Origin of the sequence: Chryseobacterium sp. 'Rf worker isolate 10' (assembly GCF_050753305.1) — a bacterium.
Lineage (GTDB): Bacteria > Bacteroidota > Bacteroidia > Flavobacteriales > Weeksellaceae > Chryseobacterium.
The window spans coordinates 262,363-276,815 of sequence record NZ_JBOZOF010000003.1; the positions used below are offsets into that span (position 1 = coordinate 262,363).

The 14,453-nt window shown below is 36.5% G+C and carries 9 protein-coding genes; 6 read left to right on the plus strand and 3 right to left on the minus strand.

Features of this window, described 5'->3' with window-relative positions; translation table 11 throughout:
* Positions 1 to 189 precede the first annotated feature (189 nt).
* The 4 genes from LKL37_RS15630 (at position 190) to LKL37_RS15645 (ending at position 7,385) form a co-directional block, all read left to right on the plus strand.
* A complete protein-coding gene (locus tag LKL37_RS15630) occupies positions 190 to 4,008 on the plus strand; it encodes a hypothetical protein (RefSeq protein WP_431611440.1) in 3,819 nt (1,272 codons plus the stop codon).
* Positions 4,009 to 4,076: 68 nt separating this feature from the next.
* Entirely contained in the window at positions 4,077 to 5,333 is a 1,257-nt protein-coding gene (locus tag LKL37_RS15635; protein ID WP_431611441.1) for a hypothetical protein, read from the plus strand.
* Positions 5,330 to 5,701 (plus strand): hypothetical protein, encoded by a 372-nt coding sequence (locus LKL37_RS15640; protein ID WP_431611442.1) that lies wholly within the window; start codon positions 5,330 to 5,332, stop codon positions 5,699 to 5,701. The genes LKL37_RS15635 and LKL37_RS15640 overlap by 4 nt, the downstream gene beginning before the upstream one ends.
* Before the next feature lie 148 nt (positions 5,702 to 5,849).
* Positions 5,850 to 7,385, plus strand: coding sequence for a YifB family Mg chelatase-like AAA ATPase (locus tag LKL37_RS15645; protein ID WP_431611443.1), 1,536 nt, complete (start codon positions 5,850 to 5,852; stop codon positions 7,383 to 7,385).
* 25 nt (positions 7,386 to 7,410) lie between these two features.
* On the opposite strand, the gene LKL37_RS15650 is transcribed toward LKL37_RS15645, so the two are convergent.
* A complete protein-coding gene (locus tag LKL37_RS15650; RefSeq protein ID WP_431611444.1) occupies positions 7,411 to 8,340 on the minus strand; it encodes an MBL fold metallo-hydrolase in 930 nt (309 codons plus the stop codon).
* A gap of 511 nt (positions 8,341 to 8,851) precedes the next feature.
* Between LKL37_RS15650 and LKL37_RS15655 the strand changes: the two genes are divergently transcribed.
* A complete protein-coding gene (locus tag LKL37_RS15655; protein WP_431611445.1) occupies positions 8,852 to 11,959 on the plus strand; it encodes an amino acid adenylation domain-containing protein in 3,108 nt (1,035 codons plus the stop codon).
* 160 nt (positions 11,960 to 12,119) lie between these two features.
* On the plus strand, positions 12,120 to 12,407 hold the full coding sequence (locus LKL37_RS15660; protein ID WP_431611446.1) for a hypothetical protein: 288 nt from the start codon (positions 12,120 to 12,122) through the stop codon (positions 12,405 to 12,407).
* A gap of 178 nt (positions 12,408 to 12,585) precedes the next feature.
* Here LKL37_RS15660 and LKL37_RS15665 read toward each other — a convergent pair whose 3' ends face one another.
* Together LKL37_RS15665 and LKL37_RS15670 are read right to left on the minus strand one after the other, a co-directional pair.
* Entirely contained in the window at positions 12,586 to 13,812 is a 1,227-nt protein-coding gene (locus LKL37_RS15665) for a spondin domain-containing protein (protein WP_431611447.1), read from the minus strand.
* Positions 13,813 to 13,945: 133 nt separating this feature from the next.
* The gene (locus tag LKL37_RS15670; protein WP_431611448.1) at positions 13,946 to 14,422 is read right to left on the minus strand and encodes a DUF1905 domain-containing protein; all 477 of its coding nucleotides are present in this window, start codon (positions 14,420 to 14,422) and stop codon (positions 13,946 to 13,948) included.
* Between the last annotated feature and the right edge of the window lie 31 nt (positions 14,423 to 14,453).

Genomic DNA, 14,453 nt, shown 5'->3' on the forward strand with positions numbered 1-14,453 from the left:
CGAGTTCTGTCGCTTCCCTGAAGGATATTTGCAATAAGAAAAAACAATAACAATGGAACTTAATATTAGAGCGCTTGGTGGACATCTTTTGCCTGAAACCACCTAAAAAAATAAGGCTAAAACCTGAAGTGACTCTACTAAAAAGACCTTCAAATCTTAACCTTTATAAAACTTAACCAAATTTACAAAATGTCAACAAATAACACAAAGTCGAAAAAAGCTTTTACTGTGGGAAAATCCTTAATTGGAGAAGACATTATCAATTACAAACCAACCAATAATATGAATACAACAAGCAATGCGTCACAGACATTATTCAGGTTTGTGAGCCTTAGAAACCCACAATTAACAGAAACAAAAGAAAGAAACCTGGGATTTATTCACAGACCAAAAGGTGCAAAAGGTGTTTTCGATAAAGCCGTATCCGGAGTTTCTTCAAAGGCTTCAAAATTCGGAGCTATGGTAAGAGCTGCAGGAGAGTTCAGCAATACCGGATTTGAAAACGAAAAGAAAATCGAAGAAGGAACTTTTGGAGAACTTCTTAAAATTGGACGAAAACTTTCCAAACAGGATACTTTAACAAGCACTGACTGGAGTATTGTTAAAAATTATTACAAAAACCTTATTGACCCCAACAAAGAACTTACCGTAGAAGGTGTTAAAATCTTTACACTTCTTTGGGATAATTATATCTACCAGATTGTTACTCAAAAAGATTTCTATGTAAAAGAAGCAATCAGCCATATTCTGATGGCAACCCATCTTGGTTTTGCAAGCAGTGTAGACCTTATAGACGCAGAAATTCTTAAAGTAAACGGAGAAAAGCCTCTGGATAAGGCATTAGATGGTAAAATTGTATTACCCAGACATCTGTTTTCCGATCAGGCATCAGGTACATTATCTACTGTTGCTTCCAGATTGGTTGATGAGGTTGCAGAGCCTGTTTTAGATGTGAAAACAACTCTTAGATTAGAAAGTGAAGCAAAAGCATCATTAGCAATCAACAAAGCGCTTCATAGAAAAGACGCTTTGGAAAGACTTAATGCAGAACTGGAGAAACTTCAGAAAAAATACCATAAATCCAGTTATCAGGAATACCAGACTCAATATGCAAAATATTTGGAAGCCAATAAAGAACGTCTGGAAATATACGACAGAAAACTGGCGGAAATCGAGAGTAAAATTACTCCTGAGATGTCGGAATATGAGAAAATCCGTCTTTACGAAACTTTAAAAGAATTTGAAGTGGTTCCTTTCGAGTATTCCTATAAAAGCGAAATCAATTTAGAAGATTTACAGGAAAAACTTTCTCCAGAATCTTTTGACCTTTTTGTGGACCTTTTTGCTGAATTTGATAGTAAAAGAGCTTCCGAAGATGTCTTGGAAGAAAAAGCAGAGATTATTTCTGATAATACAATGAGAATCGGAGCTCAGAAGATTGTGATTGATGATGAGATTCAAAACTATACCGATGCTTTACGTGTTGTTGGAAGTAATATCACCACATCCATACAAACCGCATTGGAAAGTTCTCCACTTTCACAACAGCAATATGTGAATATTGGGGGTGCCTCTGTTCCTGTTGTTCAGAGTGTTGCAAGAACTCCTATGGCCTACAGCTTTTTAGCACACAGCTCTGTAAGACTTTATGGAAGCGCAGGTTTTGTAGATTTCTCTTTTGAAGTTGCTGATGTATCCTGGAGTGTAGCCAATGCGAAAATTATTGCAACAACAGACGCAGCCGGAAGCTTTGAAGAAAACTACAGCAATATTCCGGTGATCAACAATAAAATTATTCTTCCTGCCAGCTTAATTAATAAATTCAGAGGAAGTGTCGTATTCAGAATCGAAATTATCTTTGATAACGGAAGCCAGGCTTACGGAGATCTTGGACAAATCTATGTGAAAGATGATGTTTATCTTTCAGGAATGCTTGCCCTTAAAAAGGCCGCAGGAAATTCCGGTGAAACCGGATCTTCAGCAACTGAAAAGCGTAAAAATTTTGGAATAAAAAGACTCGGAGTTGCAGATTATTTAAAAGTAGTACAAAGCGTTCATGCTTACGTTCCGGGAGAAGTTTCCAATATTGAGAATGTAATGGCAAGTGAGCTGAGACATAAGTCTTCTGTTTCCAGAGATTATTCTGAGGTTACAGACACCACTTCAAAATCTGTAGAAACTGAGAAAATCACCGATACCTCCAAAACTTCAAGAACAGATATGCAGACTGAAGTTGCTAAAGAAGTTGAAAAGCAGCAAAGCATTACAGCTTATACAAGATTCAGCTACGGAAATGATAGTGCGATGAAATTTGAAATCGGAGCAGATTATGCCAATAATACGGCTCAGCATGACAGCACAAGACAAGCCATGATGAAATCTCAGGAGATCACGGAAAGAGCAATGGAAAGAGTTCTCACCAAAGTTTCCGAAGAAAGAGTACAGAAAATCATCAAAGAATATGTAGAAACCAATGTTCATGAGTTCGACAACAGAGGAAAAGTTACCGCTGTCAGTTCAGATAATCCTGATGTTGCACAGCCTAAGCACATTACAGGAGTTTACAGATGGATCGACAAGAAAATGAAAAACCAGATTTACAACTATGGTAAACGCAGCATGTTCGAATTTATGGTCCCTGAACCTTCAAGATTACACCGTCTTGCTCTTACCGTTGCTAAAGCTCAGGTACTTACCGCTCCTATAGATCCAAGAACAGCTCCTGAAAAAGCATGGACAATGCCAAATGCAAATTCAGCAACGGTAGTACAAATTCAGCATTGGGCACAAATCTATGGTGTACAGGTCGAAGCATTTTTGGCAGCTACCAAACAGGTGATCCATAGTGCGGCGAGTGTTCCTCAGCAAAATGAAGATTTCGGAATAGATTATACACAATTTACAATCCCGGATAATTATGCTGCGAAAAATGCAAGCTTTAGCTGCAGATCGAGCAGAAACAGAGGAGGCGGATGGCAGGGATCCCGTTATTCTGAAGTATTCTGTTCTAATTTAAAAGGAGATATGATTGGTGTTTCTACCCGTGGAGATGTTAATTTTGATCAATCTGTATCTGGTCTTAATATTACCGGTAATGTCGCTTTCCAGGTGAAAGGTCACAATGTCAAAAATTATAATATTAAGGTAACTGCAAACTGTGAATTGAGTGATGAATACATCAACAGATGGAAAACAGAACATTTCAACGCTATTATCAAAGCCTACGAAGAAGCTTATAAAAAATTCCAGGAAGAGCAGGCAAGATTGGATGCCGAGCAAAAGGAAAAAGAAGCTCAGTCTAAAGAGAGACAGGGAAACTATTACCGTTATATGGAGCATGATACGTTGAAGCATAATTGTATCGCTTACTTATTGCAGGATTATCTTACCACTCTTGGACAAGCCAGAACAAACGGAGCTGAAGATACTACCAGAATGGATAATTTCGAAGTCTATTTAAGTGATGAGCTGGATAAGTATGCTGCCTTAGCGAAGTTTATGGAGCAGGCATTCGAATGGGAAATCATGGATTATACATTTTATCCATATTATTGGGCAAACCGTAAGAGCTGGCAGGAATTTTACCTTACTGAAAGTATGGATCCTTTATTCAGAAGTTTCCTGCAGGCCGGAATGGCAAGAATTGTCGTTACAGTAAGACCGGGCTTTGAAGCCGCAGTTCAGTTCTTCCTTGAAACAGGATTGATCTGGAATGGAGGTGCTGTTCCTGTAATCGGAGATCCTATGTATATGAGTATTGTGGACGAAATGAGACAGCCTACAGGTGAGGCTCAAGGAAAATACTGGATCACAAGACTTCCTACCACATTAACAATTCTTCAGGATAAATCTACAGGATTGGCCGTGGATCATGCGCTTCCAATCTTCCCTGAAGATGATCCTAAAAACTGTGAAAATCCAAAAGAACTGGAGTTTGAATCAAGCTTTAGACTGGACAATACTGCACAATTGCAGCATGGAGAAAAAGACACAAGTACTTTAGGCTAATATTTATTTAACGAAATGGCGGTGTATTGGCCGCCATTTCTATTTTTAATGATAAAAAAATTATAAAAATGAGCACAATAAAAGCCTTGGGCCTATCAAAAATAAAAAGTTTAGGATTGAATAATACGGTTGAACCGGATAAAAAAACATTAGAAGAAAAGCAAGATAATGAAGACTTTTTACCTATTGTTAAGATTAATAGGTCTGAAAAATCTAAGAATTGCTTAATATCTATTACCGATTGTTTTAGTGAAAGAATCAATTTAGGAAATGATTTTGATAAGGATTTGAGAAATTATACCGTACCAGATATTATAATTGTAAAGAATTCGAATACTTATATCGCAATTGAAAACATACAAGGATATGATGGATGGGGATATCAGGATGGAGATGGGGTATTAGAATTCAAAACAAATAATCCGAAGGTAAAGATTAGATTGCTAAAAGAAAAAAATCCAGAAAAATGTGATACTGATTCCAGATTATATGATACAAAAGACGCTGAATTTGGTGACCAATATACCCTCGAAATATCCCATACGTTAAAAAGAGGAGATAAATTTTCAATTGAGGTGTATGCTAGCGATGATAATGACGGTTTGTGGGGACGTTCTAAAAAAGTTGTAAGATGCGGGAAATTTAATTTTACAGTTGTTCAACAAGATGTTTTTTTAGAGCAAGAAATGCAAAAAGGATTTGATTTATTAAGTATTATTTCTCAGGAACATAGAAAACAGCCGAAAGAAGGAGAATATTCTGTAAATTATTGTATTCAAGGAGCAGATCGGTTTTTAGGAGCAATTGTAAACAATCAAAAAGATTTTTACACATATGATGATGAAAATGGAAAATTAATACGTAGTCCTGGCTTTACAACAGCTGTAGATAGAGCAAAAAAATTAAGTGCATTGGGGTATGGTAATAATTATAAAGAATTTGAAGAAGGTGTATTTGGATTTCAACAAATAAATAAAAAAGATAAATATGGAAATAATCCAACCAGAAATCTCTTTTTAAAGAATAAGGAAGGTATAAGTAATTATTTTCAGACATTGATTAAAAATAAGATAGGAAATCATATTTTTTATTTATCCATTGTTGATGCTCTTCATACATTATTTATTGTTGTAGATAATAATAATCCTTGTAGTCCAACATATACAATTTATGACGAAGATGGACAAACAAGTAGCTACGGTGATCTGAAGAATATTGCAGAAGGTATAATGAGGCAGTCACAATGGGTATATACCTGGGCAAAAGATAAAAAAGGATATTGGGCAAAATTAAATGTATCTTTGTTAAAATTTCAAAGAAAATGAGAATTATAACTTTAATATCAATTTTATTTACAATAATAGTATCAGGTCAGAAAACGAGTTCCTATTCTATGCTAAAAAAAGATTTGCTATATAAAGATAAAAAATCTAATATTTACTTACAGGGCAAAATAGATATTGCAAGTGAAAAACACCCCCAAGATAATAAAACTGTCTATTTGGATGATGTTTTATATAGAAATAAAGTTTTGAAATTGAAACAGTTAATAGATGTACCGACATTTCATAAAATAGGATCACATGATAAAAAAGACATTTTTGTAGAAGGTATTTACGAAGATAAAAAGTATAAGTATATTTTCAGAGATCACCCTTCCTCCTCACCTAATATACAAGTGTTTGACAAGTAATAAAAAAACCGCAACTATTGTTGCGGTTTTTATTTTTTTAAATAAGTTAAAATAAATCCTGATCTTTTCCCTCCAACCAGAATATCATTCATGTAAATATCAGATTTTCAAAATACTATATTGATTATTTTTACTTCAAAAACACACCATGCTGATCAAAGTTTACGGAAGTGCCATTCATGGAGTGGCTGCACAGACAATAACAATTGAAGTGAATGTAGATACCGGCGGAGTAGGATACCATCTTGTCGGTCTCCCGGATAATGCTATTAAGGAAAGCAGCTATAGAATCTCTGCGGCCCTGAAAAATGTAGGATTTAAAATTCCCGGAAAGAAGATTACCATTAATATGGCTCCTGCAGACCTTAGAAAAGAAGGTTCTGCTTATGATTTGAGTATTGCTGTCGGGATTTTAACGGCATCAGATCAGATATTGGCTGAAAATATTAATGACTATATTATTATGGGAGAACTCTCTCTGGATGGAAGTTTACAGCCTATAAAAGGCGTTCTGCCTATTGCCATTCAGGCAAGAGAAGAAGGATTTAAAGGAATTATTCTCCCGAAACAAAATGCAAGAGAAGCAGCCATTGTAAACGATCTTGATGTATATGGAGTAGAAAATATCAGAGAGGTTATTGATTTTTTTAATGAAGGAAAACCTCTGGAAAAAATGACCTTGGATACCCGAAAAGAATTTCATGAAAAAATCAATGATTTTCCTTTTGATTTTTCTGAAGTTAAAGGCCAGGAAACCGCTAAAAGAGCTATGGAAGTTGCCGCAGCTGGAGGTCATAATATCATCCTCATTGGCCCGCCCGGAAGTGGAAAGACCATGTTGGCCAAAAGAGTGCCCAGTATTTTACCTCCACTGACTTTGAAAGAGGCTTTAGAAACAACAAAAATTCATTCTGTAGCAGGAAAAGTTGGAACTGAAGCTTCATTAATGACAGTTCGTCCTTTTAGATCTCCCCATCATACAATCTCTGATGTTGCCTTAGTAGGAGGGGGAAGCTATCCACAGCCGGGAGAGATTTCCCTTGCTCATAACGGAGTTTTGTTCCTTGACGAAATGCCCGAATTTAAAAGAACGGTGCTGGAAGTAATGAGACAGCCTTTGGAAGACCGTGAAGTGACCATTTCAAGAGCACGGTTTACCGTAAATTACCCTGCCAGTTTCATGTTAGTTGCTTCCATGAATCCAAGTCCAAGTGGTTTCTTTCCAGATGATCCTAATAATACCTCATCTGTTTATGAAATGCAGCGGTATATGAACAAACTTTCAGGACCGCTTTTGGATAGGATTGATATCCATATTGAAGTACAGAAAGTAGAATTTGAACAGCTTTCTGAAAAAAGAAAAGGAGAAAAAAGCAAAGACATCAGAGATCGTGTATTGAAAGCACGGGATATTCAGAATAAACGATATCAAAATTTGAATATCAGCAGCAATGCCCAGATAGGTCCCAAAGAAATTGAAGCCTTTTGTGAATTGGACGAGACCTCATTTGGTCTTATAAAATTAGCGATGGAAAAATTGAACCTTTCGGCAAGAGCTTACGACAGAATCCTGAAAGTATCAAGGACGATAGCAGATCTTGAAGAATCAGAAAATATTTTGTCTCATCATATTTCTGAAGCCATACAGTACAGAAGTCTGGACCGGGAATTTTGGAATGGATGATCCGGACTTCTATTTCTGAAATGATTTATGTGGTTATTTCAAGATCTGTTTTAAGATTGATTAAAAAAGGATGGTTGTAGACTTTTGGAATCCATTGAAACTGATCGTTCACTTTACTAATATACCCAATACCCGGCCATGGAAGATGGGCAGAGCAGATAAGCATTCTGTTCTGATAACAATTTTCCAGAACCTTTTTACGGGTTTCTACACCAGTTTCAAAATCAATATCCCACTGTGTTCCCCAGTCAGGTTTTGCAATAAGCAGCGGAGAATGGAAGACATCTACTACATTGGTGATTGAAATATCTCCATCATTTACTGTATAAATAATATGTCCCGGAGTGTGTCCCGGAGCAGCCTGTGTCTGAATACAAGAGAACAAAAGATCTCCCATTTCAAATGTTGTAAGGCGGTTTCCAATGGTGGAAAGGATTTTTCTAACCAATGGAATACTTGGCTTTCCTCCTTCCGGATTTTTGCTTTTCTGAAAATCAGGTTCGTTAGTTATCCAGAAATCGAATTCCTGACGTGAAATATAATAATTTGCATTCGGGAATACCATCTCATCATTCTTGGAAAGAATTCCTCCGATATGATCTCTGTGGGCGTGTGTAATCAAAATATCTGTTATTGATTCAGGTGCAAATCCAGCTGCCGTAAGGCTGTGTAGCAGCTGCCCTGCATTTTCATCATCATAAAACCCTTCTCCGGTATCTATTAAAATAACACGGTCGGCTTTCCTGACAAGCATTACATTAATGGGGGCTTCATAATAAGAGTCCGATAAATAAAGATTCCGGAGCTCATTTTTTACTCTGTTTTGAGGAATATCGGGTGCCAAAATCGGTTGGTGATAACCAATACCAAAATATCCGTCAGAAAGTATAAAAATATCCAGTTCATGACATGGGATATGTACAAATCCATGCTCTCTCTTCAGTTGGTGATCCATATTAAAATGAAGTGTTTTTTTCTTTCTTACAAATTTAAAGAATATTCCCATACCTTGATCGATAGGTGGAGGGATATTGAATTGTTGTAGTTGTAATTGATTAAAATTCAATATTTTATTCTAGAATATCAATTCGTAATTGTGGCAAATAATAGTAATTATGTAACACTTGGTGTTATTTATTATGTTAAGTTTGATTGCCAAATTATTTAAAATATTACATTATGGAAATAAAATTCTTAAACACGGTGTAGGAGTGGATCTAACTTCTGAAGAATAATTAAGATATATTCTTCCTTCTTTTTTTGAATGTCATCAATAACGTTTGGACACTGTTTACCGTTCTGCTCACTGAGTGGATTGGTTTATACTCTGTGTCATTCAATTTTTTGAAAAACTATCAGAAACACATTTAGTAAATAAGCTGTGGTTATTCTGTATTGCCTGTTGCCATATCGTTTTTCTATAGTTTAAATCAACCTTACAAACATTTAAACCAAATCAAATTATTATGTCAAACACAATTCCCTCATTAGAAGCCTTATCAATAGGTTCAGCTGTATTACTGTCCTCCGAAGACAGAGAAAAATTGCTCAACGGATTCAATAAGACCGGCTGGGATTATCATCATGAAGAAACATTGGAATCTCTTTTCCGAAAACAAGCAATCCTTCATCCTGACAAGACTGCAGCAGTTTATCAGGATCAGGAGATTACTTACAGAGAGTTGGATCAGCGAAGCAATCAGGTGGCCAACTTATTAATAAGTCATGGCATCAAAGAAGGAAAATATGTTCCTGTCTGGCTGGACCGTTCTTTAGAATGGATTGTTGCTGTACTCGGTGTTATCAAAGCAGGAGCTGCCTACGTTCCTATTGATCCTGCCTATCCTGCCAAAAGAGTAGAATATATTCTTTCAGATACCTCCGCTGATATGATCATTACCAATCAAAATCTTAAAGAGCTTTTATCAGACACCGAAAACACAAAAGTATTTGATCTGAGCAATATGGAAAACCTCAATCATTTGTCTTTAGATTATCCTGAGATTAATATTCATCAAAATAGCTTAGCCTATACAATTTATACTTCCGGCTCAACCGGAAAACCCAAAGGCGTAATGGTAAGCCATCAGGCTATACAGCATCTGGTAACATGGCATAATCACCATTTTCATGTGGATTCTAGTTCAAAATTGACCCTTGTTGCAGGATTGGCATTTGATATCTCCGTTTGGGAAACCTGGTCAGCACTTACTTCCGGGGCGACTCTTTTTGTAGCCAATAATGAAGACAGAACAGATGCACTTGCTTTGGTTGAATTTTATAGGAGAAATCATATTACACATGGTTTTGTACCTACTGTTCTGGCTCCGGCTGTTGTCAATTATTCCCGAAATTATAATGATCTGAAGCTGAAATATCTCTTTACAGGAGGCGAAAAACTGAAGCCGGTGCTTACTTCTGAGCTAAGCTATGAACTGGTAGATTATTATGGGCCTACAGAATGTACAGTATATGCTACTTTTAAAAAAGTGAAAGATACCAACGGGAAATATGTCTCGTCAATAGGCAGACCCATTGCCAATGCAAAAGCTTATATTTTGAGTGAGAATATGGAATTATTGCCGGTAGGAGCAGTCGGAGAATTATGCATTGGAGGAAGTATTTTGGCCAATGGATATCTTAATAATGAAGAACTGACAAATACTAAATTTATTACCAATCCATTCAATGAAAAAGAAAAACTGTACCGTACCGGAGATTTGGCCAAATGGAAACAAGATGGAGAGATTGAATTTTTAGGAAGGATAGATAACCAGATAAAAATTCGTGGATTTCGGGTTGAATTAGGCGAAATTGAACGTACGTTGATTCAGCAGGATAATATCAAAGAAGCGCTTGTCATTGGCAAAGAAACGGAAGGAAGTACTCAGTATCTTATTGCTTTTATTGTATTAAAACCAGGAACGAAAAAAGATATTGCATCAATGCGAAATGCATTGAAAAATGAACTACCAGGTTATATGATTCCTGCACAAATTATTTTTATAGATAAAATTCCGTTAACGGCAAATGGTAAAACCGATACTCAGGCTTTAAAAGATCTGGCAGATCAGGAGGCTAAAGAATTAATTTCACTTGAGCCGCCAACCAATGAAACAGAACGAATTGTTGTAGATATCTGGTCTTCCGCATTGGAGAGACCTGTTATAAATATTACAGATAATTTTTTTGATATCGGTGGGAATTCCCTGTTGGTGGCAACAGTAGCTGTAGCTTTGCAAAGAAAGCTTGATGTAAAAGTATATCTGCGGGATATCTATCAGTATCCGGTGCTGCAGCAGCTGTCGGAAGTTCTTATTGCCAGATCCAGAGAGACCAGAGAAGCCATTCCGACAGAAGATGTAGAACCTTATGTAGAGCTCCAGAAAGATGTTTATCTTGCTCCAGGAACTGTTTTTGCAGGAGGCTTTGATCCTAAGCAGGTTGAAAACCCAACTACTATATTTTTAACGGGTGTTACGGGATTTGTGGGAATCCACCTTTTACAGGAACTTCTTGATACTACGAGTGCTGATATTTATTGTCTTGTAAGAGCTCAGGACGCGTTTTATGCAATGGAAAAAATTGACAGGTGTTTTAAACAATATCATATTCCTCAAAACATAGAACAGAAATCGAGAATTATTCCTGTAATCGGAGATCTGGCCTTGCCGTCTTTAGGATTATCAGAAGAAATATTCACAAAGCTGGCTAAACAAACCGATTTAATTTACCATTCCGGAAGTTCAGTCAACTTCATCGAACCTTATTCCTATATGAAAGCCCCGAATGTAGAAGGATTAAGAGAAATCATAAAACTGGCTGGAGCAGAAAGAACAAAATGCCTCGCTTTGCTGTCAACCATTTCCGTATACAGCTGGGGACATTTGTTTACAGGAAAAACGGTGATGCTGGAATCTGACGATATTGAACAGAACCTGATGTCAGTAAGCAAAGACATTGGTTATGTAAGAAGCAAGTGGGTAATGGAAGCCGTTGCTGATTTAGCGGCAAAAGAAGGACTGCCATTGATTACTTACCGTCTTGGATACGCCATGTGCCATAGCGAAACAGGAGCAAGTGCTTCTTACCAATGGTGGTCCGGATTGGTGAAAAACTGCATAGAATTCAAATCTTATCCGGCGCTTATTGAGCTTAGAGAAGGCCTTATCACGGTAGATTACATGACCAAAGCGATGGCTCATATTACAAAGAATAAAGAGGCAATAGGAAAGAAATTCAACCTGATTGCCCGTCCGGAGACCAACCTTACTTTGGAGGATTTCTTTGGGCTTATGAAGAAATATTATCCTTTCACACTCAAAGATCTTCCTTATAAAGAATGGAGAAAACAATGGGAAGATGACAGTAAAAACCGTTTATATCCGTTGACAAGCCTTTTCAGAGACAATATGCATGAGGGCTTATCTACCGTAGAACTTTACCAGAATACGTACATATGGGATTGTTCCAACGTGATTCAGTATTTGGAAGGATCAGATATTAAGGAACCGGTATTTGATAAAAAAATATTGGATTCCTATTTAAAATACCTTGGAATTCCGGTTGAATAATGTTTAATAATTGAAAAAGCCCAAACAGATTCTGCTTGGGCTTTTAATTTTTTAACAGATAAATGCGTCAAGTTTTGTCGTAGTGGAGAATGACATTTGCATCAGGGTAATGAGAAAGTATTGCTCAGTTTTTAATTAACTGAAAAACCAAAGAAAATAAATGAATAACACAATTGTATTGTCTAAAGATTTTGCTGCTCATGAAAGTGCTGTGGTAGACCTTAAATCCTGTGGATTGGTAAATCCGCTGAGAGCTCTTACATTTCAAAATAAAACAGGACAGTCTGCAAAGTTTCTTTGGCAGGGAGATATAATCAATAAAGATAAGGTTGGATATTTTAAGGAAATAAATAATGATCTGGGAATAAAAGTAAACCATTATGAAGGTTTTATAACGGTTACAAATGGAGGAGGAGAGCAATATTTGGAAGGCGAGCTGAAACCATAATAAAAATGAATATAATTTTACAATGAAAAAGAGACTGTCTCAAAAGTCAAATAATTTGGTTTTTGTCATTCTGACGAAGGAAGAATCTCATTGATGGTCATAAGAATGAGATTCTTCACTACATTCCATTTCGTTCAGAATGACACTTTTGAGACAAACTCTTTTCTTTATTTCAAGATTAATTGACGGTTACTTTAATCACATTCTGGACTGCAGGAACAGGATACTGGTTTCCTACTTTGGAAATAACCTTATTTTCGCTTTGTGGAGTTCCACCAAATAATGCCTGATGATTTCCAGCACCCGGATATTGGTCAATACCCGTCCCGGAATCAAACAATGAGGTTTTTGAGCTAATGTCTCCCTTAGTATTGGCATCAATACTTTGTTCATTAGCATAGAACCAGTCATTGGAGAATCCAAACATGGTTGCATAAGCAATTTTATCACCCGGTTCAGCATTAAAGTTTGTTGTTACTTTGCTTCCAGGCGCTACCGGAGCATTTCCTGCAACATATACGCCTTTTACGCCGGATAAAGATTTAAGACTGTTTTGAAGCTTGGTCACATTTCCAAACTGTGCAATGTCTTTCAGTCCCATCCCACTGTCTGATTTACCCAGTTCGTAAATTGGATTTTTATCACCACGATAAACAACAACTAATGCTGGAGAAAGTCCGGTCATAATTCCTGTGTTGGCATTCAGTTTAGTCATCATCTTACTGATATTCCCCATTTGAGCAATATCTGTGATTTCAGGATTTGATAAAGCATTAGGAGTAAAAAACGGAGTACTGTTCAACAGTTGAGAACCATTGTAGTTGGAAACCGCCCATACTCCCGGAGAAAAAGGAGTTTCGTTGGCTGTTCCACCAGATGTGTTTGTAATAGTGAGGGTGAATTCCGAACTTACATCATTGTAAGCCAGATTGAGTTTCATAAGCTGGGATGCATTTACATTAGGAACCTGCATGATAGGCTTGCTTTCTACCTGTCCTGTGGTGTCATCTTTACTTCCGTTATCCCATAATCTTACGCTTGATGAAACATCTCCGGTAATGGCATTTCCATTGGCATCAAATAATTTGATCCCAGGTTGTTGGGAAGCAAAAAACCAGTCTTTTGAAGCTCCGTACATAGTAGCAAACATTAATGCCTGTGTTTTCCCTGCACTGAATTTAACAGAAACAGATTGTCCGGGTAAAATAATAGGAGGAGTTCCTGTTCCCTGAAAACTTCCGCTTTCTACAAAATCTTTAGGGGTTATCACGTTTTCAAAAGTGATGCTTCTTTGAAAACCCATATCCATCATCATGTCGTCATTAGAATCACTGCATGAAGAAAGAGTAAATGCAGCTAAAGTAGCTGCCGCTAAAATTGATGTTCTGAAAATAAACTTGTTCATAAAAGTAAATTTTTTATAGTTATAAATGATATCTGTAACTATAGTCGGCTACTTTTTGAGATCCTGACAAAAAATATTTTCTTAATTCAATTTTTTTTTAAAATAGAGTTTTTGAGAATGAATGCAGGGTAGATTATATCCCCTTTTTTCCATCCAAAATCATCTGGATCATTTTTATTTTTCTGTTTTCTCTTGTTTCAGGTTTCTTGGCTTCTTCAATCCAACGGATGTATTCCTTTCGGTGAGTGTAACTCATTTTGTCAAATAGATCTTTTGCTTGTGGATTTTCATTAAAGACGAATACTATATCATCTGCAATTTCAACTATTCTCTCTTCTTTGTCTTCAGCAAGAGAAACAGAGACCTCATCACCGAAGGTTTTATTCAGCTGCTTTCTGACTTCCTGAGTAAGACCTAAAATATGACAGTCAGATTTCATTTTGGCAAGACTTCCACGATATTCCACTTTACCGTCAAATACAGCCTTAATTTTTACCTGACCTTTCTTATTAAACAGCTCTTCTGTGGAAAAAGGAAATTCTACAAACGCAGCATTCACCTCTCCGTTTTGCTGAATAATGGCTTTGAATTCAATAGATTGAAGATTCATGATGAGGGATTTTAATAGTCAAAAATAAAAA

Bases quoted from the DNA above. Each gene is read 5' to 3' on its own strand.
- LKL37_RS15640 (WP_431611442.1), top strand. From the start codon at position 5,330: ATGAGAATTATAACTTTAATATCAATTTTATTTACAATAATAGTATCA.
- LKL37_RS15650 (WP_431611444.1), bottom strand. From the start codon at position 8,340: ATGGATCACCAACTGAAGAGAGAGCATGGATTTGTACATATCCCATGT.
- LKL37_RS15670 (WP_431611448.1), bottom strand. From the start codon at position 14,422: ATGAATCTTCAATCTATTGAATTCAAAGCCATTATTCAGCAAAACGGA.
- LKL37_RS15635 (WP_431611441.1), top strand. From the start codon at position 4,077: ATGAGCACAATAAAAGCCTTGGGCCTATCAAAAATAAAAAGTTTAGGA.
- LKL37_RS15655 (WP_431611445.1), top strand. From the start codon at position 8,852: ATGTCAAACACAATTCCCTCATTAGAAGCCTTATCAATAGGTTCAGCT.
- LKL37_RS15660 (WP_431611446.1), top strand. From the start codon at position 12,120: ATGAATAACACAATTGTATTGTCTAAAGATTTTGCTGCTCATGAAAGT.
- LKL37_RS15645 (WP_431611443.1), top strand. From the start codon at position 5,850: ATGCTGATCAAAGTTTACGGAAGTGCCATTCATGGAGTGGCTGCACAG.
- LKL37_RS15665 (WP_431611447.1), bottom strand. From the start codon at position 13,812: ATGAACAAGTTTATTTTCAGAACATCAATTTTAGCGGCAGCTACTTTA.
- LKL37_RS15630 (WP_431611440.1), top strand. From the start codon at position 190: ATGTCAACAAATAACACAAAGTCGAAAAAAGCTTTTACTGTGGGAAAA.